Annotated in this window: 25 protein-coding genes; 12 read left to right on the top strand and 13 right to left on the bottom strand. The window is 46.5% G+C overall.

Annotated features, from left to right (window positions below; genetic code table 11):
• Positions 1–7 precede the first annotated feature (7 nt).
• Positions 8–670, bottom strand: a complete 663-nt coding sequence (locus M2125_RS05905; RefSeq protein WP_076023502.1) for a site-2 protease family protein — start codon at positions 668–670, stop codon at positions 8–10.
• A gap of 28 nt (positions 671–698) precedes the next feature.
• Between M2125_RS05905 and M2125_RS05900 the strand changes: the two genes are divergently transcribed.
• Genes M2125_RS05900 through ygiD form a run of 3 tightly spaced genes read left to right on the top strand, consistent with a single transcriptional unit; the run spans position 699 to position 1,840 of the window.
• On the top strand, positions 699–866 hold the full coding sequence (locus M2125_RS05900; RefSeq protein WP_158025475.1) for a hypothetical protein: 168 nt from the start codon (positions 699–701) through the stop codon (positions 864–866).
• A 44-nt stretch (positions 867–910) separates the two neighbouring features.
• On the top strand, positions 911–1,048 hold the full coding sequence (locus M2125_RS05895; protein ID WP_198929280.1) for a hypothetical protein: 138 nt from the start codon (positions 911–913) through the stop codon (positions 1,046–1,048).
• Between the two features lie 12 nt (positions 1,049–1,060).
• The gene (gene ygiD, locus M2125_RS05890) at positions 1,061–1,840 is read left to right on the top strand and encodes a 4,5-DOPA-extradiol-dioxygenase (RefSeq protein ID WP_076023503.1); all 780 of its coding nucleotides are present in this window, start codon (positions 1,061–1,063) and stop codon (positions 1,838–1,840) included.
• On the opposite strand, the gene M2125_RS05885 is transcribed toward ygiD, so the two are convergent.
• Genes M2125_RS05885 through M2125_RS05875 form a run of 3 tightly spaced genes read right to left on the bottom strand, consistent with a single transcriptional unit; the run spans position 1,833 to position 3,881 of the window.
• A complete protein-coding gene (locus M2125_RS05885; RefSeq protein WP_076023504.1) occupies positions 1,833–2,357 on the bottom strand; it encodes a chromate transporter in 525 nt (174 codons plus the stop codon). The genes ygiD and M2125_RS05885 overlap by 8 nt on opposite strands.
• Positions 2,350–2,901 (bottom strand): chromate transporter, encoded by a 552-nt coding sequence (locus M2125_RS05880; protein ID WP_076023505.1) that lies wholly within the window; start codon positions 2,899–2,901, stop codon positions 2,350–2,352. The genes M2125_RS05885 and M2125_RS05880 overlap by 8 nt, the downstream gene beginning before the upstream one ends.
• A 5-nt stretch (positions 2,902–2,906) precedes the next feature.
• The gene (locus M2125_RS05875) at positions 2,907–3,881 is read right to left on the bottom strand and encodes a D-2-hydroxyacid dehydrogenase family protein (RefSeq protein ID WP_280742695.1); all 975 of its coding nucleotides are present in this window, start codon (positions 3,879–3,881) and stop codon (positions 2,907–2,909) included.
• A gap of 129 nt (positions 3,882–4,010) precedes the next feature.
• On the opposite strand from M2125_RS05875, the gene msrP reads away from it, so the two are divergent.
• From msrP to M2125_RS05860, 3 genes are read left to right on the top strand one after another with little or no spacing between them, the layout of a single operon-like run.
• On the top strand, positions 4,011–4,946 hold the full coding sequence (msrP, locus tag M2125_RS05870; protein WP_076023507.1) for a protein-methionine-sulfoxide reductase catalytic subunit MsrP: 936 nt from the start codon (positions 4,011–4,013) through the stop codon (positions 4,944–4,946).
• Positions 4,947–4,975: 29 nt separating this feature from the next.
• Positions 4,976–5,560: a protein-methionine-sulfoxide reductase heme-binding subunit MsrQ gene (locus M2125_RS05865; RefSeq protein ID WP_280742694.1), complete on the top strand. Its 585-nt coding sequence runs from the start codon at positions 4,976–4,978 to the stop codon at positions 5,558–5,560.
• Positions 5,557–6,123 carry a lipocalin family protein gene (locus M2125_RS05860; RefSeq protein WP_280742693.1) on the top strand — a complete coding sequence of 189 codons (567 nt, stop codon included), beginning with the start codon at positions 5,557–5,559 and terminating at the stop codon, positions 6,121–6,123. Before M2125_RS05865 ends, M2125_RS05860 begins: the two co-directional genes overlap by 4 nt.
• 15 nt (positions 6,124–6,138) lie before the next feature.
• Here M2125_RS05860 and M2125_RS05855 read toward each other — a convergent pair whose 3' ends face one another.
• Positions 6,139–7,728, bottom strand: coding sequence for a 4-hydroxyphenylacetate 3-hydroxylase family protein (locus tag M2125_RS05855; RefSeq protein WP_280742692.1), 1,590 nt, complete (start codon positions 7,726–7,728; stop codon positions 6,139–6,141).
• 102 nt (positions 7,729–7,830) lie between these two features.
• Between M2125_RS05855 and M2125_RS05850 the strand changes: the two genes are divergently transcribed.
• Positions 7,831–8,490 (top strand): TetR/AcrR family transcriptional regulator, encoded by a 660-nt coding sequence (locus M2125_RS05850; protein WP_280741883.1) that lies wholly within the window; start codon positions 7,831–7,833, stop codon positions 8,488–8,490.
• Positions 8,491–8,500: 10 nt separating this feature from the next.
• The gene (locus M2125_RS05845) at positions 8,501–9,046 is read left to right on the top strand and encodes an isochorismatase family protein (RefSeq protein WP_280741882.1); all 546 of its coding nucleotides are present in this window, start codon (positions 8,501–8,503) and stop codon (positions 9,044–9,046) included.
• 6 nt (positions 9,047–9,052) lie between these two features.
• Here M2125_RS05845 and M2125_RS05840 read toward each other — a convergent pair whose 3' ends face one another.
• A complete protein-coding gene (locus tag M2125_RS05840) occupies positions 9,053–9,862 on the bottom strand; it encodes a hypothetical protein (protein WP_280741881.1) in 810 nt (269 codons plus the stop codon).
• 43 nt (positions 9,863–9,905) lie between these two features.
• Between M2125_RS05840 and M2125_RS05835 the strand changes: the two genes are divergently transcribed.
• A complete protein-coding gene (locus tag M2125_RS05835) occupies positions 9,906–10,676 on the top strand; it encodes an SDR family oxidoreductase (protein ID WP_076023511.1) in 771 nt (256 codons plus the stop codon).
• A 6-nt stretch (positions 10,677–10,682) separates the two neighbouring features.
• Here the strand turns inward: M2125_RS05835 and M2125_RS05830 are convergent, their stop codons facing one another.
• Entirely contained in the window at positions 10,683–11,222 is a 540-nt protein-coding gene (locus M2125_RS05830) for a DUF2889 domain-containing protein (protein ID WP_280742691.1), read from the bottom strand.
• Positions 11,223–11,325: 103 nt separating this feature from the next.
• Between M2125_RS05830 and M2125_RS05825 the strand changes: the two genes are divergently transcribed.
• Positions 11,326–12,051: a pseudouridine synthase gene (locus tag M2125_RS05825; protein WP_076023512.1), complete on the top strand. Its 726-nt coding sequence runs from the start codon at positions 11,326–11,328 to the stop codon at positions 12,049–12,051.
• Positions 12,052–12,066: 15 nt separating this feature from the next.
• On the opposite strand, the gene M2125_RS05820 is transcribed toward M2125_RS05825, so the two are convergent.
• Entirely contained in the window at positions 12,067–12,279 is a 213-nt protein-coding gene (locus tag M2125_RS05820; protein WP_076023828.1) for a hypothetical protein, read from the bottom strand.
• A 193-nt stretch (positions 12,280–12,472) separates the two neighbouring features.
• Between M2125_RS05820 and M2125_RS05815 the strand changes: the two genes are divergently transcribed.
• On the top strand, positions 12,473–13,813 hold the full coding sequence (locus M2125_RS05815; RefSeq protein WP_280742690.1) for a dicarboxylate/amino acid:cation symporter: 1,341 nt from the start codon (positions 12,473–12,475) through the stop codon (positions 13,811–13,813).
• A gap of 63 nt (positions 13,814–13,876) precedes the next feature.
• Here the strand turns inward: M2125_RS05815 and M2125_RS05810 are convergent, their stop codons facing one another.
• A complete protein-coding gene (locus M2125_RS05810) occupies positions 13,877–14,497 on the bottom strand; it encodes an SOS response-associated peptidase (RefSeq protein WP_280742689.1) in 621 nt (206 codons plus the stop codon).
• A 95-nt stretch (positions 14,498–14,592) separates the two neighbouring features.
• Here M2125_RS05810 and M2125_RS05805 point away from each other — a divergent pair, with 95 nt between their 5' ends.
• Positions 14,593–15,408, top strand: a complete 816-nt coding sequence (locus M2125_RS05805) for a foldase protein PrsA (RefSeq protein ID WP_076023515.1) — start codon at positions 14,593–14,595, stop codon at positions 15,406–15,408.
• A gap of 43 nt (positions 15,409–15,451) precedes the next feature.
• Here M2125_RS05805 and M2125_RS05800 read toward each other — a convergent pair whose 3' ends face one another.
• The 4 genes from M2125_RS05800 to M2125_RS05785 form a co-directional block, all read right to left on the bottom strand.
• Positions 15,452–15,679, bottom strand: coding sequence for a hypothetical protein (locus tag M2125_RS05800; protein ID WP_076023516.1), 228 nt, complete (start codon positions 15,677–15,679; stop codon positions 15,452–15,454).
• Between the two features lie 98 nt (positions 15,680–15,777).
• Positions 15,778–16,698 (bottom strand): transglutaminase family protein, encoded by a 921-nt coding sequence (locus M2125_RS05795; protein WP_280741876.1) that lies wholly within the window; start codon positions 16,696–16,698, stop codon positions 15,778–15,780.
• A gap of 8 nt (positions 16,699–16,706) precedes the next feature.
• Positions 16,707–19,310: a circularly permuted type 2 ATP-grasp protein gene (locus M2125_RS05790; RefSeq protein WP_280742688.1), complete on the bottom strand. Its 2,604-nt coding sequence runs from the start codon at positions 19,308–19,310 to the stop codon at positions 16,707–16,709.
• Between the two features lie 11 nt (positions 19,311–19,321).
• Complete coding sequence (locus tag M2125_RS05785) at positions 19,322–22,717, bottom strand: transglutaminase family protein (protein ID WP_277542327.1); 3,396 nt, start codon at positions 22,715–22,717, stop codon at positions 19,322–19,324.
• Positions 22,718–22,762 lie beyond the last annotated feature (45 nt).

The raw sequence follows: 22,762 nt of genomic DNA, 5'->3' as shown, positions 1-22,762 counted from the left end.
TTTTCATTTAAAACAACATTAATAAAGGCGAAACTAGTGCGTTGATGAGCCAAAGGAAAAAATGACTTAAGGGCTCCATCCATAGGCCTCCAATGATGCCGGTAAAGGCCAGACCCATCACAATAAAAAATCCCCAGGGCTCAATTCTTCCAAGGGCGATGGATTGTCTGGCTGGTAATAGGCCGGCCAGAATGCGACCGCCATCTAAGGGTGGAATGGGGAATAAATTGAAGACCAACAGACCAATGTTCCACATCACCCCGGCTTGTGCCATCTTGGTAAAGAAAGGCTCCTGAATATCCATCAGTTTGAGTAAAACCCAAATAATCGCCCAAACGAGCGCTTGAATAAAATTAGCCCCTGGTCCAGCCAAGGCGACCCAAATTGAATCGATTTTGGGGTTTCGTAAGCGATCAAAGCGCACTGGAACCGGTTTGGCGTAACCAAACAAAAATGGTGAACCCGTTAAAATGAGGAGCAGAGGTAGCAAAATAGTACCAACTGGATCGATGTGCTTGGCAGGATTGAGGGTAACGCGCCCTAGTACGTAAGCAGTGTTATCCCCCAATTTGCGGGCAGCATAACCATGGGCTGCCTCGTGGATGGTGATGGCGAAAATCAAAGGAATCGCATTTATTGCGATAGCTTGGATAGAATAGTCAGTAATCATGGCAATATGATATCCATAGGAGCAAAAAGTGACTGAAGATAAGAAAACTGATACAAAAACCCCGGTGCGCACTGTAGCGGCCAAGCCTCCCCTCCGCCCAGCGGCGCCCAAAGGCCCGCAAGGTGCCGGTGGACGGCCTCAGGCTGGTTTTGGGGGTGGAAAAGGCATGATGCGTAAGGCTGGCCGCGGGCGATAGTGGATAATTAACCCATTGATTAATGGAATGACAGAGGATTGAATATGAATGAATGGCAACACGAGCCTAAAGAAGTAATCAACAAAAAAATCATTACCTTGGTTGTGATGTTGGCTATTGCTACTAGTTTGGCTATCTTATTTGCATTGGTTGCGGCGCATATTGGCTACGTGTTTGGTTAAGCTAATTAGCTGATGTTGAGTCAACGCCAGCCCGCTGTCTTTGTGGGCCATGGCAGCCCAATGTATGCACTTGAACCCAACCGCTACACTGCGGCTTGGACTACATTAGGAAAATCCCTAAAGCGCCCTGATGCGATTTTGGTAGTGTCTGCTCATTGGGTAACTCGAGGTGTTTGGGTTACCGCCATGAGTAAACCTAAAACAATTCATGATTTTGGCGGTTTTCCGCAAGCCTTGTTCGATGTTCAGTATCCTGCGCCAGGATGCCCTGCGCTGGCTGACCGAGTGCAAGAACTTTTGAATATTCCTGTCACGCTTGAAGAGAATGAGTGGGGGCTAGACCATGGTGCATGGTCTGTCCTGAAGTATCTTTATCCCCATGCTGATATACCAGTTGTGCAATTGAGTTTAGATGGATCTAAGTCGGCTAGTGAGCATTACGAGCTTGCAAAGCAACTCCGGCCACTGCGCGATGAAAATATTTTGATGCTGAGTAGCGGCAATGTTGTGCATAATTTGCGCACTATTGATTGGCATGATGATGCCAAAGTGTATCCGTGGGCCAATCAATTTAACCAATTTTTTATTTCACGCATGCATTCCAGAGAGCACGCACCATTGGTTGCGTGGGAGGATTTTGGTGATGCCGCCCATCTTTCCATTCCAACACCGGAACACTATTGGCCAGCCTTGTATACCTTGGCTCTACAGGATGAGCATGAGCAAGCTCAGATTCTGATTGATGGGATTGAGATGAGCTCTATTGGTATGTTGAGTTTTATTGTTAAATAAAACCTAAAACCCCCAGTAAGCCGCCAAGCGCAATGAGATAGAGTGGGTGCCAGCGAGTGAAGAGAGTGAGAGCTACCGCGAGCGCTGTTAATGCATAAGCAGCCATGCTCTGATCAATCTGTAAAGCTAGCTCCCAAGAAGAGGAAAGCACCAAACCAACTGCGAGAGAGCCTGCAGCAAATTGAATGGTTCTTTGGGCGCGTAAGTCTTGCATGTTATTGAGGTAGCGCTGCAGGAAAAAAATCATGATCGATGACGGCCAGCAGATGGCCAGGGTGGCGACTAATGCCCCCAGCAAGCCGCTCACTTTCCATCCAATCAGCGCAACAATCAGGCCATTTGGCCCTGGCGCAGCCTGGGCAATAGCAAAAAAATCAGAAAAGGTTTGTACATCTATCCAGTGTTCTTGCTCTACTGTAATCTTTAACAGAACTGGGAGTAGGGCATTAATTCCTCCAAAAGCTACAAGAGAGAATGCAGACAGTTTTAGGAAAAGACTAATTAGTGGACTAATCATGCTTTGTTTTCCGCCATGCGATTAATAGTGCAAATGGGGCGGTAATCAGAACTACCCAACCCAGTGCTAAATGAAAGTAGATCGCAATAATCATGGTTAGGGCTACGGCCACGAGCATTGGTGGATAACGAAATTCAGTGCGAAGCATCTTCAGGCCGGTGCTGGCAATGAGCCCCACTCCTACTGCAGAAATGCCGCGCAGCAAGCCTTGGACTGCAGGCATAAAGCTGTAGCTCTCATACAGCATGCCCAGAAGAACTACGATGATGATGGGTGCGAACATCAGGCCAGTCACCGCTGCAACAGCACCACGCACACCCGCAAATTTACTGCCAACACAAACCGCTAAATTCATAATATTCGGGCCGGGCGCAATTTGACAGATGCCTAGCATCGCACTGAACTCTTCAGGGCTAAGCCATTTTTCTTTTTCTACGATAGTGCGCCTTGCCCAGGGTAAGACGCCCCCAAACCCAGAAAGGCCAATTCTACAAAATCCAGTAAAGAGTTCGGAGGGGCTCAGTTTTTTTTGATGGCTATCCATGCTAACTAAGGAGAGTAAGGATAAGGAATAGGTTTATTTTCTAGCCAGGCCTCGAGGGTTTCTGTAATACCCTTGGAGAAGGTTTGAAAAATAGGCTCAGCAACAAATCCAAGATGGGGTGTCGCCAAGAGATTGGCGGTGTTTCGTAAGGGATCGTTGCAAGCTAGTGGCTCTATATCAAACACATCAATAGCCGCTTGACCAGGTCTGCCCTTGGCCAGCGCTGCTGGGAGATCTTGCATCTTGATTAATGCTGAGCGCGAGGTGTTTACCAAAATAGAGTCGGGTCGCATCCAGGATAGTTGTTGTGCACCCAATAAGTCCTGGGTTTTGGGGCTGGATACCAAATGCAAGCTAACTACCTTTGATGTTCTTAATAACTCCTCTAGGCTGACGTAACTCGCATTTTCTGCTTGGGCTCTTTCATGGGTCATATTCGGACTCCATGTAACTACTTCCATACCAAAGGCCATACCTACTTTTGCAACTCGACTACCAATAGCGCCAAGTCCTATGATGCCTAAACGCTCACCAGCAAGTATGGGTAGCACAGAATGCTCGTTGCGCCACGCGCCTGTTTTTATTAGATTATTTTGATCAATTAAGCGCTTAGATGCACCCAAAATTAAAGACCAAGTTAATTCGGTGGTGGTTTCTTTTGATGGGCCTCCTGGGGTACAGCCAATCGGAATATTGCTGGAAATCAATGCATCTGAGGCAAGCGTCCCATTGCGCATACCGGTAAACATCAGGAATTTCAATTTTGGTAAGCGGGCAATGAACTCGCTATCAAATGGGGTGCGGTCACGAACAATGACTATGGCATCCGCATTTTCTGTGGCTTGATATAAAGCTTCGCCACGCAATGGCTCATGGTGGATGATGACGTTCGCCAGCTTGTCGATTTTTTCCCAAGATGAGTAGCGACGGAGCGCAAACTCATAATCCCCGAGGATAACGATATTGGGTAGTATGCTCATAGGAATTTGACTGTGATTGATTTCTGTGATCCTTCATTCTAATTCTACTGTTGAGATTCAATTTAAAGTAGTGCAATAAATTCTTAAGAAGCGCAAAATGAAGCTGTTTAAGAAAATAAAGGTATCTTTATGGACTCAATTACACCTAAGTCAATTTTTGATCAACGGCGTGAATTAATTAAAGCTGCCGCAGCCGGTAGTTTTGGTCTGAGTTTGGCCTCATGGTTTTCGCGGGAAGCGCTCGCTATGGCGCCTGAAAAACTCGCGGCCACTGCAAACCCCCTCTATTCCAGCAAAGTTGATGTGACGCCATATAAGTCAGCGACCACCTACAACAACTTTTATGAATTTGGGACAGATAAAACCGATCCAGCTGCTTATGCCTCCAGTTTGCAGACGCGTCCTTGGACTATCACCATTGACGGTCTAGTTAAAAAGCCCCAGACCTTGGATATTGATGCCCTATTAAAGCTAGCCCCCATGGAGGAACGTATTTATCGCATGCGTTGTGTTGAGGGTTGGTCGATGGTGATTCCTTGGGACGGTTATTCCTTATCTAAATTATTGAGCAAAGTCGAGCCACTTGGATCAGCTAAGTATGTGGAGTTCATTTCACTTGCTGATAGTAAGCAGATGCCCGGAGTAAAGAGTTCTATCATTGAGTGGCCATATCGTGAAGGCCTGCGGCTAGATGAGGCAATGAACCCACTGACTTTACTAACGTTTGGCATGTATGGCGAGTTATTGCCTAAGCAAAATGGCGCACCCGTTCGCATAGTAGTGCCCTGGAAATATGGTTTTAAAAGTGCAAAGTCAATTATCAAAATTCGCTTAACCGAAGAGATGCCCAAGACCAGTTGGAATATGTTTGATGCCCATGAATATGGTTTCTACTCTAATGTGAATCCTACGGTAGATCATCCTCGCTGGAGCCAGGCTACTGAACGTCGTATTGGTGATTCGAAAGGTGTATTTGCCCCCAAGATTAAAACCGAGATGTTTAACGGATATGGTGATCAAGTTGCCAGTATGTACAGCGGCATGGATTTAAAAAAATACTATTAAGCACTGCTAAATCTCCTGGTTTCAATTTGATGAAGATGCTTCTTTTTCTGTTTGCTTTACTCCCATTGGGCCGTCTAGTGTGGTTGGGTATGAGTGATGGTTTAGGCGCTAATCCAATTGAATTCATCACGCGGTCTACAGGTACTTGGGCACTCGTATTGCTTTGTATCACCTTGACCATGACACCTTTACGACTGATCACCGGTTCGACCTTTTGGATCAAGCAAAGACGCATGCTTGGATTGTTTTGCTTCTTCTACGCTAGCCTGCATTTCTTAATCTGGTTGGCTTTGGATCAAGGTTTTGACCTGGATGCCATGCTCCACGATGTAGTGAGGCGACCTTTCATCACAATGGGATTTTTAAGTTACCTGCTTTTAGTTCCACTGGCACTGACATCAAACCATTGGGCGCAAAAGAAATTAGGTCGACGATGGGCTTTATTGCATCGATTGATTTATTTCATTGTCGGCACTGTGATCTTGCACTATTGGTGGCACAAGGCCGGGAAAAATGATGTCAATATAGTGGAGATATACGCGACTATCTTGGCGCTATTGTTGTTGTGCAGAATCCCATCCATCAAAACCAAAGTTCAAAGCCTATTTAGATGAAGCTCACTTTGATTAAAACAGCATATGTGCTCTCATTGGTCCTGAGCTGCATCAGCATTTCCCCAAGTTATGCGCAAATGGCTGAACAAGCTGAGCCTGTGAAAACCATTGCTACGCTTGATGTGCCGCGCTATATGGGTACTTGGTATGAGATTGCTAAATTTCCAAATTGGTTTCAGAAAAAATGCGTTGCTAATACCAAGGCGATTTATACGCCAAAGGATGGTGCGGGCATTCAAGTGCTCAATAGCTGTAAAACTGCTGGCGGTGAGATAACTCAGGCAGAAGGCTTGGCCCGTCAAATCGGCCCGATAGACTCCCCAAAACTAGAGGTACGCTTTGCACCATCATGGCTAGGTTTTCTACCTTTTGTTTGGGGTGATTATTGGGTGATTGATATTGATCCCCAGTACCAGGTGGCTGCAGTGAGCGATCCCAAGCGCGAGTATCTCTGGGTGCTCTCCAGAAATCCCCAGCTTGATAATAAGGTTTATCAAGAGCTATTACAGCGCTTGGAAAAGCAGCACTTTGATATCAGCAAGTTAGAACTAACAAAACAATAAGCTGTGCTTTTTAGTTTAGGTTCTATGCCCTGGGTTTGGTAAGGGAACCATGATTGATTGACCGGGCGTTGAGCATCCCTGATCGCAACAGCGGCCAGGTTGTTTATTTTTGGTAATGGCGCGTTCCTCATTGCTCGTGAGCACGCCCCTATCTAGAAGCCGCTCAACTAATTCGACTTTATTTCCAATGGGGTATTGGCGATAAATTTCTTTTTTCATCGCTGCAGGTGAACCGCCGCCATGCAAGCTAATGACAGAGTACCAACCTCCTTGATAGGAGGCAGTCAAATCCTCTATAAATCTAGCGACCTCAACGCGCTTATCGTAAGGGACTACTGGGTTAGCGCGCAATACTTCAGCTAAGGTTGCAGCGGTAGCGGGGTTGTGATCCTCATCCGGTCCTGGTAGGGCTACGATTAAGCCACCCGAAACTTCATGTGCAAGCCGGTGCATGTCATATATCTGAGTTGCTAATAATAATTTGCCGATATTAGAAAACACAGGTTCAGGCATAAATGATTTGCTGTAAGGGTCTTGAGTCCCATAGACGCTAGCTGCTACGCCACAGGCATAAAAACCTTCAGTAATCTTAATTAACTCAACCATGGGGTCGCGTAAGTTAGATTTCTCCTCTGGATCAAAACCATTGGCCTCGCACATCAATGCGCCGGCCCCAATTAGCAGATCACCAAAGCCGGCTCTTGCTGCAATACAGCTATGGCGATGATGGGTTGCATAGTTATAAGTTAATGCACTGGAGTGCTCCCACTCACCTGCATAAAAAACTCGGTCCCAGGGAACAAATACCTTATCGAAAATAACCACACCAGTGGATTGGCCGTAGTTACTTGAGAAGAGTGGTTTTCCATGCTCTACTTTTTCGCCAGGTCGTCCAGCAGGGCGAGCTACGATAGTGATTCCCTTGGCGTCGACTGGAATAGCGCAACAAATGGCAAAGGCAGCATCTTCTTTGCCCATATTGCGGCCAGGCATGACTAAGAACTCATGCATATATGGCGCCCCAGTAACGATGGCTTTTGTACCGGAGATCACTACACCTTTAGCATCTTGAGAAACGATATGAACATAGGTATCAGGGTTGGCTTGTTCGTGTGGTTTACGCGAACGATCACCTTTTGCATCAGTCATTGCAATGCCCAGTGATAAATCTTTTTTATGAACGTGAGAGAGATATTCTGCAAATTTGGCACGATGTTCATTGCTACCATGTGCATCATCAATGCGAGCAGATACTTGAGCAATGGCATTTAATGCATCATGTGCCAGATAGCGTTGGGCACACCCAGTTTCTTGGCATAGGACTCGAATAGCCTCCAATTTATTTAAAAGGTCACCTGCAGACTCATTAATGTGTAGCATTCGCGGAACAGTTTTACCATTGGATTTGGCAAGCATCAGTGGGGCGAGTGCGGGGTTATGCACCATGTCATAAGTTACTCCCAGAGCTTGGATGCCTGGGCTCAAAGACGGTTCATCGGCTACTGATTCGATGAGTCGGCCATCTACGTAAACGACTGGCTTTAAAGCGCGCAATGACTCTTGATAATCTTTGCTGGTCATGAATGGTATGGTGGTTTGAGTCATGGCGCCTCCTCAGAATGGTGCGAAATATATTGGATGTATGGAATAAATGATACACATTAATTAAACGCTGTTCAATAAATAAGACACATGTATAATTTAAGTATGGAACAGCTTGTAATTTCACCACGCAATCTCCGCCAGCAAGCTCTGGCAGATGCGAAGCGTCAGCATATCTTGAATGCTGCTAAGGCGGTATTCATGGAATTTGGCTTAGACGCAGTCAGCATGCGCGAGATTGCTAAGCGGGCTGGTTACACAGCTGGCGCGATATATAGCTACTTTGCAAGCAAAGAAGATATTTATGCCGCCTTATTGACCGACTCATTGGAGCGTCTAAATGATTGCGTGAGTCAGTCTACTCAAGGCGCATCAATTGATCAGAAGGTTGATGCTAAAAACACAATATTAGAGTTACGAAAAAGCGCTTTAGCTTTTTACCAATTTTATAGAGACAATCCTCGCGACTTGGATCTAGGTTTTTATCTTTTTCAAGGCCTTCAGCCAAGGGGTTTAAGCGGCACCTGGGACCAAGCGCTAAATAAGCGCTTACGAGATGCTATGCACCCCCAGGAAATTGCTTTGACGAAATTGGGATTTGGTAAAAAAGAGATTGATACAGAGCTCACTGCAATCTTTGCCCACATTGTTGGGGTCTTGCTGCTAAACCATACCGGCCGTATCCGGATGTTTGGTAAAGGTGCTGATGAGTTGATTAATCATTATCTTGACCAGCTTGCATTGCGCTTACCAAAAAATAAATAAAGGTAATCTCATGTTTAATCAAGACACAAGCGCTCTCATTTTGATTGACTATCAAACACGACTCTTGCCTAGCATTCAGGATGGGGAAAATGCAGTTGCATGTGCAGTATTTTTAGCGCAAGTAGCAAAGCATCTAGATATTCTTGTTTTTGGAACCGAGCAAAATCCAGTAGGCCTTGGTCATAATGATGAGCGCGTTAAGGTACATTGCGACCAAACTTTTCTAAAGCTTTCTTTTGATGCCTCTGCTGATGGCTTGGCTAAATGTATTCAGGCAAAAAGTCCACAGATAAATCAGTTAATTTTGGGTGGATGTGAGACCCATGTGTGCCTCATGCAATCAGCTTTAGGTTTACAAGAGAAGGGTTTTGAGGTGGGTGTTGTGGCTGAGGCATGTGGCAGTCGTAAAGATGGTGATAAGGAATTAGCGCTTGAGCGCTTAAAGCAGCATGGGATTCAAATACTGAGTCCCGAAATCATTGCATTCGAATGGCTACGCTCTTCCGACCATCCCCAGTTCAAAAAAATTTTGCAATTAATTAAAAATCGTAGCTGATTAAATTTAGAAGTTAAACGAAAGTTTGCCGTAAACCGACCAGTTATATTCTTGGTAGGTTTGAACTACTTGCTTACTTGCACCTATGGCAATTAAAAAATCTTTATTAAAGCGGTGCGTCACCATTGCATCAATCGGTACAAACCATCCACCACCAGCAGTGTTGTAGTACACGCCGTTTTCATCCCAAAGACGTATCTGTGTGTTTGGTGTGATATTAAATCCAAGGGTGGGGTAGAGACCCAATCTTCGCAGTGGAGGGGGTTGATTAGATAGTGGTGTGCCACTTGCTGCAAATCCGTATAAATAGCGCATCAGAGGGGAAAAGTCGTTCAAGAGTGCATGACTCCCCTCCACCGATTGAAAGACCTGTCCTACCTGCGGTCCAAGAGTCCACTGACCATTGTTTCCAAATGGAAATATGATTCGTCCACCTAGGGTGCCTCCCCAGTTCTCCAAAAATCCAGGGTGATTGCCCCAAACAGTCAGCATAGTATTGCCCGCCGAATAGCTTCGAGATGACTGATTTATTTCGGATGGACCATAATTTGCTACATACGCGGTATCAAGACGCAAAGTACCGCGCCAGCTATCGAGCGCTGCTGGTTGGTAGTAACGTAATCTGAGTGTATTGCTGTAATCACCTGAACCTTGGTAGTCGTGATAACCCCAGAATTCCAGAATATGCTGGCTAGAGAAGGGGCTTGGATCAGACTGTAGGCCTAAAAAGTCATTAGTTGGCTTGCCATCATCTGCCCAACTTGGAAATGCAGACAAGCAAAGCAATAAGCAGAAGAAGGACGGCAATATTTTCATATAGGCTTTAATATTAAATTATTAGAAACCCTAAAGAGAGAATATGGAACACACTGTCTTAGTTACTGGCGCTACCGCTGGATTTGGTGAGGCCACAGCCCGCCGGTTTTTGGCTCATGGCCACAAGGTCATTGCTTTAGGAAGAAGGGTCGAGCGCCTAGAAGCACTCAAGGTATCACTTCCTGCAGAGCAGCAAAACAAATTATTGACCTTAGCCGCCGACGTATGCGACAGCACAGCGATCGAAAAATTGGCTGCTAGCTTGCCTACAGATTTTGCCAACGCGACCATCTTAGTCAACAATGCCGGCCTGGCTTTAGGTCTAGAGCCCGCACATCAAGCTCATCTATCGGATTGGGATCGGATGATTGATACCAACATTAAAGGCTTGGTTCATATGACGCGCGCATTTTTACCCGGCATGGTTGAGCGCAAGTGTGGGCATGTGATTAATTTGGGCTCAGTAGCAGCAAACTACCCTTATCCTGGTGGTAATGTGTATGGTGGTACAAAGGCATTTGTGAAGCAATTTAGCTTGAACTTGCGTGCTGATTTGGTTGGTACTCCGGTTCGTGTTACGTGCATAGAGCCTGGTATGTGCTCTGGTACTGAATTCTCCAATGTGCGCTTTAAAGGAGATGATGCCAAAGCAGAAACGGTTTATACCGGAGTGAAAGCCTTAAGCGCGGACGATGTTGCTGAAGCTATTTTTTGGTCTGCCACTTTGCCTAGTCATATGAACATTAACGTATTAGAGGTGATGCCAGTGCAACAAGCCTTCAACCCATTTAATGTTTATCGTACAAAGGCCTAAGCTCTCTTAAGGTTTAGGCTTCCATTGATAAAACTTGGGGTAGTGGCGTAGTACAGCTGCCCCGTCAAAATCCCAAGATTTACAAGTACCTAAATAGAGTGGTGGTTTATTCTCATCGGCATCAAACAGCGCGCCAGGTACCGCCTGAAAGGCTGCTGTCGCCATGCTGGCAAGTAACTCTCTCAAGTGTGTGCAGCCCTTGATGCCGCCTAGGTGAAGCTCAATCATTTTTCTCCAGCCCTTGCCAAGTCTTGCGCCAATCAGGCTATCCATAGGGGGAATTACTTCCGGACATTCGGGATGGGGGTGGCTATCCATGGCAACTTCAATCGCCTGAATAACCAATTCCTGATTTACAGTTAGTCGAATCCACATATCGTGGATTGCTTGGCCCGGCTCCCACTGAATGGTGCCGGTGTTAAATACATGTGATTTGGTATCAACTAAATGTGCTTCGATATCCCATAGGCCATCTTCACGTGCATAGCCATTTAAGCTGATTGTGCGCTGATGCAGTGGGGAGCGAGGTGAGGGGGTGGGAAGCATTCGATCTTTCAGCATTCAATAGAGGATTGGTTTAACAGCAAACTGGCTTCAATGATAATCAGATAATCTCCAATTGAAACCCCTGTAGTATCCTTCCCGGTATATGGCAAAACCAATTTCTTTAGAAAAAATTCTATTTAGCCAAGGCTTTGGAACGAGACGCTACTGCAGTGACTTGGTCTATGCAGATTTAGTGAAGGTCAATGGAGAGTTGGCGCAAGACCCTGAGGAGCGTTTATCAACTGAAGGTTTGATATTAAATGTCGAGGGTCGGGATTGGGAGTTTCATGAAAAAGCCTATATCGCTTTTAATAAGCCCCCTGACTATGAGTGCTCACATAAGGCAACTCACCACCCTAGTGTGTATGGTTTATTGCCAAGGCCTTTTGTCGAGCGTGGCTTGCAATGTGTAGGAAGGCTGGATTACGACACAACAGGTCTTTTGTTAATTTCAGATGATGGGCAATTTATTCATAAGATGACCAGTCCGAAGAAAAATATCGGCAAGGTGTATGAAATTGCCACTCCAGAACCCATAACGCAAAAGCAAATAGATCACTTGCTCAATGGCGTGGTGTTGGATGATGATCCTAAGCCATGTTTTGCGACAGCTTGTCGACAGCTCGATGAGCGAAAGCTGGCTATGACTATAGTAGAAGGGCGCTATCACCAGGTGAAGCGGATGATGGCAGCCGTTGGGAATCATGTGGCCAAACTTCATCGCACCGAGATCGGTCAATACAGCATGCCAGGTGATTTGGCCCAAGGGGAGTGGCGCTGGCTTTACCCGGACGATTTGCTTAGGCTGGCTAAAAGCGTAGATGCTTAAAGCTAGCCTTACCGCTTAATGCTCTTCTTCGCCATCCTCAGATGTCATGCTCATTAAGATAGTGGCTAACAGACCATAAACCACTTCAGTTGAGATCATGCCATCTTCATCTAGCTCGTCAATCAGATCATTTAAACAATCTTCGGTAGGTTCGTTGAGCAGTGTCATGGCGCATTCACACCCATAGTCGAAGTCTTCGTCGTTTTGGGTTTGATTGTCGTTTGTCATGTTTATCCTCTGTAGAAGCTTGAGCATAGCAAAGAAAAAAGATGCCGGGTTTCATTCTGCTAAGTGTGGATATTGATCCTTAAAATATGCTGCACAGCAATATTTTTCGGGATACTTTTTATTTCGCTATTTCAGTAGAGGCAGAGAGCTAAATCTGTTTTAATAAAGCCTTTAATACTATTCTGGGAGCAACATGAGTTCCAATACTCTGGCTAAGAAAAAACTTCCCTTTTATCGGGTTCTTTACTTTCAGGTGATATTTGCAGTGATCACCGGCGTACTGCTCGGACACTTTTATCCTGAATTGGGTGTGGCGATGAAGCCTTGGGGCGATGCCTTTATCAAGGCAATCAAAATGCTCATTTCCCCGATTATTTTCTGTACTGTCGTGCTCGGAATTGCTGGCATGGAAGACATGAAGAAGGTCGGAAAAACTGGTGGCCTGGCCCTCTTGTACTTCGAAATCGTCAGTAGCCTTGCCTTGATCATCGGTTTAATGGTGGTCAACATTCTCCGGCCTGGCGTTGGAATGAACATTGATCCAGCAAGCATTGATACCAAAGGTATTGCTGCCTATACAGGCCCTGGAAAGTTGGGCACTACTACTGACTTTTTAATCAACATCATTCCTAATACCGCTGTTGAGGCTTTTGCCAAAGGCGAGATTTTGCAGGTATTGTTCATTGCCGTTTTATTCGGCTTTGCCTTGCATCGCTTTGGTGGGCGCGGCACGCTGGTATTTGATATGGTGGAAAAAACATCCCATGTGCTGTTTGACATGATTGGTTTCATCATGAAGTTTGCCCCAATAGGTGCTTTTGGTGCAATGGCATTTACGATTGGTAAATACGGCATTGTTTCCCTCTTCTCCTTGGGTAAATTAATGGGGTCTTTTTATCTGACCTGCTTATTGTTTATCTTTATTGTTTTAGGCCTTATTGCTCGCTTTAATGGATTTAGTATCTTTAAATTCGTGCGTTACATTAAAGAAGAGCTTCTCATCGTATTGGGAACTTCCTCTTCAGAATCTGTCTTGCCACGCATGATGGAAAAAATGGAAAACCTCGGTGCTAATAAAGCTTGTGTTGGCTTAGTCATTCCAACGGGTTATTCCTTTAACCTTGATGGCACTTCGATCTACCTGACGATGGCAGCGGTATTTATTGCCCAAGCAACGGATACACCGATGTCGCTGACTCAACAGCTCACCATGCTTTTGGTATTGCTCTTGACTTCAAAAGGCGCAGCAGGGGTAACTGGTAGTGGCTTTATTGTCTTGGCCGCTACTTTATCTGCCGTTGGAAATCTACCCGTTGCTGGTTTGGCATTGATTCTGGGTATCGATCGCTTTATGTCTGAAGCGCGTGCTTTAACTAACTTGGTTGGTAACGGTGTGGCCACGATTGTGGTTGCCAACTGGACTGGCGAGTTAGATAAAAATATTCTCAAGAATCGCCTGGACAATCCATCCTGGGTTGCTGCGCAAGACCCTGAGGTGATTCTAGATAAACAGCAAGACAAAATGGCAAGCTAATTGAGAAATACATTCTTCTGATTTAAAAAACCACTCTTCGGGGTGGTTTTTTATTGCCTCGAGCTAGCAGATTTGTAGTTCTGGCATGGATTGAATGCTCAGTAGTTGGCGTGCACTTTCGGGGGTGGCATCGAGCCAGGCATTAAACAGTTCCGGGCGCAAAGGTACAACAGTGCGTTTTTCCTCCTCTGGCTTGTGAAGGCGCTGCATCACTGGATGGTCGTTGGCATTAATGGTGAGCTTGGAAAAAGACACAATCAACTCGCCTGTATCTGGCTCAGTCCAGGTATCCCAAATCGAAGCAATCGCCATTGGCTCACCATTGACTTGCTTAATACCTGTGCGGACCGCTTTACCAGTTTCATAGCAAGGCTCATAAAATTGATCTGCCAGAGCAAGGGCGTAATGTCGATTCTTCCAGGCGGCACGATAGGATGGTTTCTCATCCACGGTTTCTGCGCGTGCGTTATAGGTATGTCTACCAAAATTTTCTTCTTTAGCCCATGAGGGTAGAAATCCAAATCGCGCCATCCCAATAGCGGAACGATTGGTTTGATGGCTGCGTAGAATGATTGGGCCGGGATAGGTAGGAAAGACGTCGTGTACTTGCGTCTTGGGCAATTCCAAATCAAAAGTAGTTTTGACCCAGTCTGCGTTGGCGGTGGTGAGATATTGAACGCACATCGCTAAAACCTGCAGATGATTGATGAGGGGTGCCTAGTTGGTTTCGCCATATAGTCCTGTTACTATAAGGCATCTATATTAAAAAGAATGAAAATATGACTTCTATCAACATTCGTTTTATTGCGGCATCTTTGTTAGCTGCAGCATGCATAGCCAGCGCTCATGGACAGGTACCACCCATTAATGCAGCTGCTTCTGTAAATGGCCTGATTATTACCAATGACATGGTTGAGCAGGGTATTAAGACTGCGCTGGCCCAAGGCCAAAAGGATTCACCTGATTTGCGTAATGCAGTTTTGAGTAGGTTGATTGAAGTTTCGCTGCTTGCCCAGCAAGCCGATAAAGATGGTTTAGCCAACTCTGATAAAGCCAATAGTCAGCTTGCATTAATGCGTCAGAATTATTTAGCTGAATTAGAGCTATCAAATTACCTTGCCCAGCACCCTGTTACCGATGAGGATGTTAAGGCTGAGTACGACCGCGAGATTGCATCGCTCGGCCCACGTGGTGAGATTGTTCAGTACAAAGTATCGGATATCGCAGTTGCTACTGAGGCTGAAGCCGAGGCAGCTTTAGCCAGAATTAAAAAAGGGGAGCCCTTTGCAAAAGTGGCCAGTAGCGTTTCATTAGCCCCCAACAAGAAAGATGGCGGAGCGATAGGCTGGATCCAAGCCGGGCAAACCTTACCGCAAATTGCGAGTGTACTGACCACACTCTCCAAAGGCCAGGTATCACCTGAGCCTATCAAAATGCCAGAAGGATATTACTTGGTTAAATTGGAAGATAAAAAAACCAGCAAGCCACCTACATTTGAAGCGGCCAAAACAGCGATTCGAGCTGGCCTCATCCAGAAAAGACAGTATGACTATTTAACCCAAATTCGTCAGAATGCCAATATCGTAGTTCAGTAGACAGCTGCAGTATTTAAAAGCCCCGTTGCTGGGGCTTTTTTTATTAGGCCTCTAGGATGACAAATTCACCTAAAGAAATACGCTCTCGAAATTGAGAGAAGGAGAAGTAGGCTTTAATGGTTGAGGTGCTGATTACTTCAATCTTGCCATCGGGCGTAAGGATGGCAGGATACTCACCCTCCATGAAAAATAATGGCTGATTTCCTTCATCTGTGGACGCCGCAAGCTCCCGAGCTTTCATAAACAGGCTTTTAGTAATTTTGATACGCATACCGTATCTTAAGTTCCTGAATATCGTCAGAAATTCTGATGTGCACACTTTTTAAATGGTATGCACCAAATTGGAACTTATTGATTGCAGATGCCCAATTATTCCGCAGGCATTACCGTAACGGCTACATTCATTTTGTGATCGGCGCCACCATGAATAACGCCTTTAATCGGTGAAACGTCACCATAGTCCCTACCTTGGGCTAAGTTCACATAATCTTCACCCGGGGAATCAATACCCCAGCGATTATTAGTTGGGTCAAGATCGCACCAAAACCCCGAAGTAAGTTGGCCCTGATCATTTAAACGAGGAATGTAAACAGCTGCCCAAGCATGCGAGGCGTCCCCACCAATTAAGCGCGGTTGACCGGGCGGTGGATTGGTAAGGATATAGCCACTGATGTATTTGGCGGGTAGACCAAGATTGCGCAAGCTGGCAATCAGTATGTGCGAAAAATCTTGGCATACCCCCTCACGCTTTTTGAGTGCTTCATGAGCTGGAGTATCAATATCAGTACTTTTGCTCACGTAATGAAATTCGCTATGGATGCGTCGCATCAGGTCGATAGCTGCTTCCAAAATAGGTCTGTTAGGAGTGAAATTTACTCTTGCGAATTCGGCAAACTCAGATCTGATAGGGGCAAAAGGGGAGGCAAATAAAAACTCTGAAGCAGCATCCCAACGGGTGCCCGTGTGGTACCTAAAGTATTCTCGTACCGCTTCCCAGCTTGGTGTCTTGTTTGGGTCTGGTGCTTGGGTCTGGCGGGGTAATGTTTCGACCAGGGATTGAACAGAGATGGTTAATTCACGATGTCGATTTTGGAGAGAAAAAAAATCACATACATTGCCGTAGTTATCAATACTTTGATCTTGCCAGGCCGGTGATGGATCAATATGAATATTTGATTTCAGGATTTTCTGAGTACTTGTTTCAGCAGGTTTTAGATGGGCAAGATGTTGCGCAATCTCGACGTTGGGATCGTAGCTATAGTGGGTATCGTGGGTAATTTCGAGCAACATAATATGGGCTAGGTTTGTACTCGATAGTGATTCTGATGAATCAAATTAAAGTAACGCGCACTAATTTCATCCGACACATTCCAGGCAGCATTAGCGCAGTTTTGCAGGCAATCGCGTAAGTTGTAGAAATTTCCCTGTGAATCAAGCGTGCAAAGCGCATCCAGTGAATAATTTTGGAAATTAGTGACGCTACTGGTTAGTTCATCTGGATGATTGCGTTCAGTACCTGCTAGCTTGGAAAGTCTAGCTCGCAATGCTTTAGTCACCCAAGCCAATGAGCGGGGGTTCTCATCATCGAGTACCAGGAGGCTGACGAGGGGTTCAATTTCACGACTTTGTTGATGTTGGGCGTGGAAAGTAATGGTGCTATCAAATAAAGCCAGTAGGGCCATATAGCCAGAGCTATCGGCATTGGGATTATTTAGTAAGCCCGATGTGATTGCTTTGTCCAAGGCATTTGTTAAGAAAGACAAACGTTCAATATAGCGGCCGATAGTTAAAAGCTGCCAGCCATCATCACGCGTCATGCGATCAGTTTGTGCCCCAGTAATGGCGGCTAGCGAGCTATTTGCGCGATTTAATGCTTCTATTGCCAGGGAGGACGAGAAATCCTGAAAGGCGGTTGCTTTATGGCAATCTGCTTGAAATTGATCGATGCAGGCATTGATGCTACCCCACTGTTCGGTTGAAAGTCGCTCCCTTACATTAGAGGCTGTCCGTTTCATGGCTTGAAGATTAAAGCCAACGCTAGTGGCATGTTGCCAATGCCCAAGGCAATCAATCAGGGTACGCTCGAAGATACGGTGGTGTGCATCGCCATGCTCGAAATTGCTTGGCACACCGTCAGGCACCAGGCCGTATTGGGTGCATAAGCTACCCAACCAAACCCAAAGATGTTTAGAAGGGAGGTAGTCAGCATTGACGCTTTCAAGATAGAACTTAGCTAAACGCAAAAGATTCTCGCTTCTTTCGGTATAGCGGCCAAACCAGTAAAGATTTTCTGCGGCGCGACTAGTGACAATGCGTTTGCGAGAAATTGGCGCTTTGTGCAGTGTTTGTGGTGCGAGAGGCTCTTGAGCTGTTTGGTGGTGGCTTTGCACCCAAACATCGGCGCTGCTGCCACCGCGCTGCATCGACGCAATACCTGGGTCCGATGAGGCGATGCGTGCCAAGCCTCCTGGTAGAACTTGCCAACTATCAGAGCCATTACTCAGTGCAAACACTCTGAGCATGTAAGAGTGGGGCTCAATTAAAGACGCATTATTCAGGTTGAAGGCATTGAGCCATACCGGCATTTGCGCCAGGGGAATATAGCGTTGCACTGTGTGTTCATCGGGTTGACGGGTAATGCGCCCAACCCATTCATCTAGCTGCGCTTGGTTTAGCGAAGCGCCTAGGGTTGCTTCATATTGTTCATGACCTGGAGCGCCGGAGTAGGTCGGTTTAATAGCACTCATTCCCAGGTTCGGAATCGCGGCCTCTAGTGCGGCTCTTTCTCCGCACCACCACGTATCCATCGCAGGTAATTGGATTTTCTCGCCCAGCAGGCGCTCACTGATGCCGGGAAGGAAGCCCAATAAAGCGGGTGACTCTAAAAAGGCTGAACCTGGCGCATTAGCAAGGATGACATTGCCAGCCCGGATCACTTGAAGTAATCCTGGAACGCCAAGTGTAGAGTCGGCACGCAACTCCAGTGGATCTAAGAATTCATCATCAAGACGTTTTAAGAGAATATGAACCGGCTCTAAACCTTTCACTGTTTTTAAGAAAAGGTGACGATCTCTCACTGTCAAGTCCCCACCTTCAACCAAAGTAAGGCCAAGATAGCGTGCAAGATAAGCATGCTCGAAATAAGTCTCGTTATATGGCCCTGGTGTTAAGAGGGCAATATGCGCATTGGAACCAGCTGGACTCTGGGATTTAAGTGAATCAATGAGGTCTCTGTAAACGTTCGCTAAAGGCGCCACTTGTATGGCTTGATAGGCCTTAGGAAATTGTCTTGCAATGAGATTTCGATTTTCGAGTAGATAGCCTAAACCGGATGGTGCTTGTGTGCGCTGAGACAGCACTGACCAGCTGCCATCTGGCGCTCTAGCTAAATCAAAGGCAATAATGTGCAGGTGTCTACTACTCGGCGGGCTTACACCATGCATCGAGCGTATATAAGCGGGATGGCCATGCACTAAGGCAGGAGGAATCAAACCCTCCTTAAGTAAGGTTTGAGGGCCATAGACATCCGACATGATTGCCTCAAGTAAGCGTGCTCTTTGCAGTACTCCTGATTCAATCTCTTGCCAGGCTTGGGTATTAATAATCAGCGGAAAGAGGTCTACGGACCAAGGGCGTTGAGGACCGAATTCATCGGCATATACGTTGTACGTGATCCCGTTTTCACGTACTTGACGATTTAGCTCTTGAGTACGCTGATCTAAGTCTGCCAAACCCGTAGGCTCGAGTTGCTCAAAAAACGTCTTCCAATGCGAAGCTAGTTCACCTGAACTATTTCGAAGTTCCTCGTAGTGACCCGGCTCAGCCCTGGGCGCAAGGTCACGCACCTCATCGATGAGTGAGGCGGTATAAATGTGCGGTAGTTCAGGCTGAGGATAGTCCACGGCCTATTGTCTCACTGTCGCATATCCAGCGTAAATGGAAACTCACGACTAACAGCCAGCTCAATATTTGCGCTCAAATCTGCGATTGTTCCCGGTGTATGTCCCATGCGGAAGAAGCGCGATAATCTGCGGCTTTCGGCTTCATAGGCATTAATAGGGAAAGTGTCGTAATTCAGGCCGCCTGGATGAGCAACATGGTACTGGCACCCTCCAACAGAGCGTTTCATCCAAGTATCAATAACGTCAAATGTTAGAGGTGCATGTACCCCAATACTTGGATGCAGGCTGGAGGGTGGATTCCATGCCTTATAGCGAACGCCTGCTACATACTCACCAGCAATGCCGGTTGGCTGTAGCGGTAGTGGCTTGCCATTACAGGTAACGGTGTAGCGACTTTGATTGAGGCCGGTCACACACACTTCAATACGCTCGAGTGAGGAATCTACATAACGAGCTGTACCTCCAGGAGCACCTTCTTCGCCCATCACATGCCAAGGCTCTAAGGCATTGCGTAGGGTAATTTCAGTACCCATGGTTTGTACTTGACCAATCAATGGAAAGCGGAACTCAAAATGCGGTGCAAACCATTCTGTTTTGAATGCGTAGCCGAGTTGCTGCATTTCTTCAATGACATCGGCAAAGTCCATCTTGATGAAGGTTGGTAATAGGCAGCGATCATGCAGCTCAGTCCCCCAGCGAGTTGCTGGCGCTTGGTAAGGTTCATTCCAGAAGCGGGCAATCAAGGCACGAATCAGGAGTTGCTGTACGATACTCATATGGGCATGAGGCGGCATCTCAAAAGCACGTAATTCCAGCAAACCGAGTCGGCCAGTTTGGCTATCTGGTGAATACATTTTGTCGATACAGAACTCACTGCGATGGGTATTGCCTGTAACATCAATCAAGATATTACGTAAGGTGCGATCGACCAACCACGGCGGCATGCTGTCACCATACTTTTTACGATTTTCATGTATTTGCTTTAAAGCAATTTCGAGCTCGTAGAGTTGATCATTGCGCGCCTCATCTACACGCGGCGCTTGGCTCGTTGGCCCAATAAACATGCCGCTAAATAGATAGCTCAAGCTAGGGTGGTTATGCCAATACAGAATCAGGCTGGCCAATAATTCAGGTCGGCGTAAGAAAGGGCTGTCACTTGGGGTGGCGCCACCCATTACAAAGTGATTCCCTCCGCCAGTGCCAGTGTGGCGGCCATCGGTCATAAATTTCTCAGCCGAAAGGCGGGATTCAAAGGCAGCTTTATATAAGAATTCGGTATGCTCAACCAATTCATTCCAGTTATGCGCCGGATGGATGTTCACCTCAATGACGCCTGGATCAGGTGTAACTTGTAAGAGTTTTAATCTAGGGTCGCGCGGAGGAGGGTAGCCCTCGAGCACAATCTGAAACTGCAATTGCTCTGCGGTGGCTTCAATTGCATGCAAAAGATTGAGATAGTCTTCAAGCCTAGCTAGTGGCGGCATAAAGACATAAAGCGCACCATTTTTGCCGCCATGTTCATTTTCTGCTTTAGGCCCATTGGAGCGCATAGGGTCACGTGTTTCAACACACAAGGCCGTTCTAGTGATCCAGCTAGCAGATTCTTGTCTTTGGGGGAGGCGTACCTCTTGAGAGGTGCTCCAAACACTCTTGCTGGAAGTTGCGCTGTCTTTGCCTAGCGGGCGATATTGCTGCTCAATAGTTGCGGCAGATGGCAGCGCCACCTTTGGCGCAAAAGGGTCTTCCTCAATCAGGTAAGGGTAGTCAGCCTTGCTGGTCCAAGGTAAAGAATCGAGTGGCAGGCGATAGCCCATGGGAGAATCGCCCGGCAATAGATAGAGTCGGTCCTCCCGGTATAGCCATGGTCCTGTTTTCCATTTGGTATCAAAATAATTTTGACCATGTGCCGCCTCGATTGGCAGCACATAACCAATGACAGAGTCTAGTTTTTGAGTGAAGACGCGTTTCAATCTGGTGCGCTCCATCTCATCATCGAGATTAGAGTGAAATGGATCTACGTTGACCGGTAATTTTGATTCACGCCAGAGGTAATAGAAGGTGTCTTCATATGCCGGCTCAATAAACCGATCAGGTAAACCTAAATTGCCAGACAGTGTGCGAATAAATAAATCTGCATCCTTGCTTGTATAGGTAATCGGGCTACGTTCATCCGCAAAGAGTTTGGGGTTCTTCCAAATCGGCTCGCCATCTGCTCTCCAATAGATCGAAAGAGCCCAACGCGGAAGTTGTTCGCCTGGGTACCATTTGCCTTGACCAAAATGGAGAAAGCCGCCATCGCCGTATTCTGCGCGGAGCTTCTCGACCAAGTCGGTTGCATAGCCGCGTTTGGTTGGTCCAAGAGCATCTACATTCCATTCGCGCTCATCGCGACCGTTCACTGAAACAAAGGTTGGCTCTCCACCCATCGTAAGGCGAACATCATCGGCAAATAATTGCTTATCGACTTTGTGCCCTAACTCAACAATGGCTTCCCATTGATCTTCGGTATAGGGTTTAGTAACCCGGGGAGATTCGTAGATGCGAGTGACATCCATTGTGTGCGTAAATTCAACTTCGCACTCATCTACGCCACCTTCAATCGGGGCGGCTCCAGAAGGCTCTGGTGTGCAGGCTACGGGAATATGACCTTCGCCAGCCATCAGTCCGGAAGTTGGATCCAGGCCAATCCAGCCTGCCCCTGGTAGGTAGACTTCACACCAAGCATGTAGGTCGGTGAAGTCGACTTCAGTGCCACTAGGGCCATCCAAAGATTTGACATCGGGTGTGAGTTGAATCAGGTAGCCAGAGACAAAGCGTGCTGCTAAACCACATAGTCGTAGCAAGTTAACCATCAACCATGCAGAATCTCGGCATGAGCCACTGCGCAGCGTTAAGGTTTCGTCTGGAGTTTGTACACCCGGCTCCATCCGAATTAAATAGTTAATATCTTTTTGAACTTGCTGATTCAGTTTGACCAAGAAATCAATCGTGCGCATTTCACTACGATCAATTGTCTTGAAATATTTGTTCAAATCAGAATTGCGCATTTTCAGTAGATAAGGACGCAACTCTCTTCTGAGTTCTGAGTTGTATTTAAACGGATAGTTTTCAGCATCCGGCTCTAAGAAAAAATCAAAGGGGTTATAGACCGCCATCTCCGTCACCAAATCGACTGTGACCTTGAAGTGGTTGGTTGCTTCTGGGAAAACCAGGCGCGCTTGGTAATTGGCGTAAGGATCTTGCTGCCAATTTACAAAGTGCCCCGCAGGCTCCACTTTTAATGAATAAGAAAGAATATGGCTGCGGCAATGGGGTGCAGGACGCAAGCGGATGACCTGGGGGCCCAATTTAACGGGGCGGTCATATTTATATTCGGTGACGTGATGGAGGGCAGCGTGAATAGACATAGTGAAAGTCTATGGGGAGGACGTTACATTTACAAGATGCTAGGC

This window comes from Polynucleobacter sphagniphilus (genome assembly GCF_029892205.1).
GTDB classification, from domain to species: Bacteria; Pseudomonadota; Gammaproteobacteria; order Burkholderiales; family Burkholderiaceae; genus Polynucleobacter; species Polynucleobacter sphagniphilus.
The sequence above is the reverse complement of the archived record's forward strand: the minus strand, read 5'-3'. Positions and strand labels throughout refer to the sequence as shown.

Bases quoted from the DNA above. Each gene is read 5' to 3' on its own strand.
- M2125_RS05840 (WP_280741881.1), bottom strand. From the start codon at position 9,862: ATGAAAATATTGCCGTCCTTCTTCTGCTTATTGCTTTGCTTGTCTGCA.
- M2125_RS05835 (WP_076023511.1), top strand. From the start codon at position 9,906: ATGGAACACACTGTCTTAGTTACTGGCGCTACCGCTGGATTTGGTGAG.
- M2125_RS05880 (WP_076023505.1), bottom strand. From the start codon at position 2,901: ATGGATAGCCATCAAAAAAAACTGAGCCCCTCCGAACTCTTTACTGGA.
- M2125_RS05810 (WP_280742689.1), bottom strand. From the start codon at position 14,497: ATGTGCGTTCAATATCTCACCACCGCCAACGCAGACTGGGTCAAAACT.
- M2125_RS05825 (WP_076023512.1), top strand. From the start codon at position 11,326: ATGGCAAAACCAATTTCTTTAGAAAAAATTCTATTTAGCCAAGGCTTT.
- M2125_RS05855 (WP_280742692.1), bottom strand. From the start codon at position 7,728: ATGACTCAAACCACCATACCATTCATGACCAGCAAAGATTATCAAGAG.
- ygiD (WP_076023503.1), top strand. From the start codon at position 1,061: ATGTTGAGTCAACGCCAGCCCGCTGTCTTTGTGGGCCATGGCAGCCCA.
- M2125_RS05820 (WP_076023828.1), bottom strand. From the start codon at position 12,279: ATGACAAACGACAATCAAACCCAAAACGACGAAGACTTCGACTATGGG.
- M2125_RS05815 (WP_280742690.1), top strand. From the start codon at position 12,473: ATGAGTTCCAATACTCTGGCTAAGAAAAAACTTCCCTTTTATCGGGTT.
- M2125_RS05800 (WP_076023516.1), bottom strand. From the start codon at position 15,679: ATGCGTATCAAAATTACTAAAAGCCTGTTTATGAAAGCTCGGGAGCTT.
- M2125_RS05895 (WP_198929280.1), top strand. From the start codon at position 911: ATGAATGAATGGCAACACGAGCCTAAAGAAGTAATCAACAAAAAAATC.
- M2125_RS05795 (WP_280741876.1), bottom strand. From the start codon at position 16,698: ATGTTGCTCGAAATTACCCACGATACCCACTATAGCTACGATCCCAAC.
- msrP (WP_076023507.1), top strand. From the start codon at position 4,011: ATGGACTCAATTACACCTAAGTCAATTTTTGATCAACGGCGTGAATTA.
- M2125_RS05860 (WP_280742693.1), top strand. From the start codon at position 5,557: ATGAAGCTCACTTTGATTAAAACAGCATATGTGCTCTCATTGGTCCTG.
- M2125_RS05905 (WP_076023502.1), bottom strand. From the start codon at position 670: ATGATTACTGACTATTCTATCCAAGCTATCGCAATAAATGCGATTCCT.
- M2125_RS05845 (WP_280741882.1), top strand. From the start codon at position 8,501: ATGTTTAATCAAGACACAAGCGCTCTCATTTTGATTGACTATCAAACA.
- M2125_RS05875 (WP_280742695.1), bottom strand. From the start codon at position 3,881: ATGAGCATACTACCCAATATCGTTATCCTCGGGGATTATGAGTTTGCG.
- M2125_RS05885 (WP_076023504.1), bottom strand. From the start codon at position 2,357: ATGATTAGTCCACTAATTAGTCTTTTCCTAAAACTGTCTGCATTCTCT.
- M2125_RS05850 (WP_280741883.1), top strand. From the start codon at position 7,831: ATGGAACAGCTTGTAATTTCACCACGCAATCTCCGCCAGCAAGCTCTG.
- M2125_RS05865 (WP_280742694.1), top strand. From the start codon at position 4,976: ATGAAGATGCTTCTTTTTCTGTTTGCTTTACTCCCATTGGGCCGTCTA.
- M2125_RS05830 (WP_280742691.1), bottom strand. From the start codon at position 11,222: ATGCTTCCCACCCCCTCACCTCGCTCCCCACTGCATCAGCGCACAATC.
- M2125_RS05785 (WP_277542327.1), bottom strand. From the start codon at position 22,717: ATGTCTATTCACGCTGCCCTCCATCACGTCACCGAATATAAATATGAC.
- M2125_RS05805 (WP_076023515.1), top strand. From the start codon at position 14,593: ATGACTTCTATCAACATTCGTTTTATTGCGGCATCTTTGTTAGCTGCA.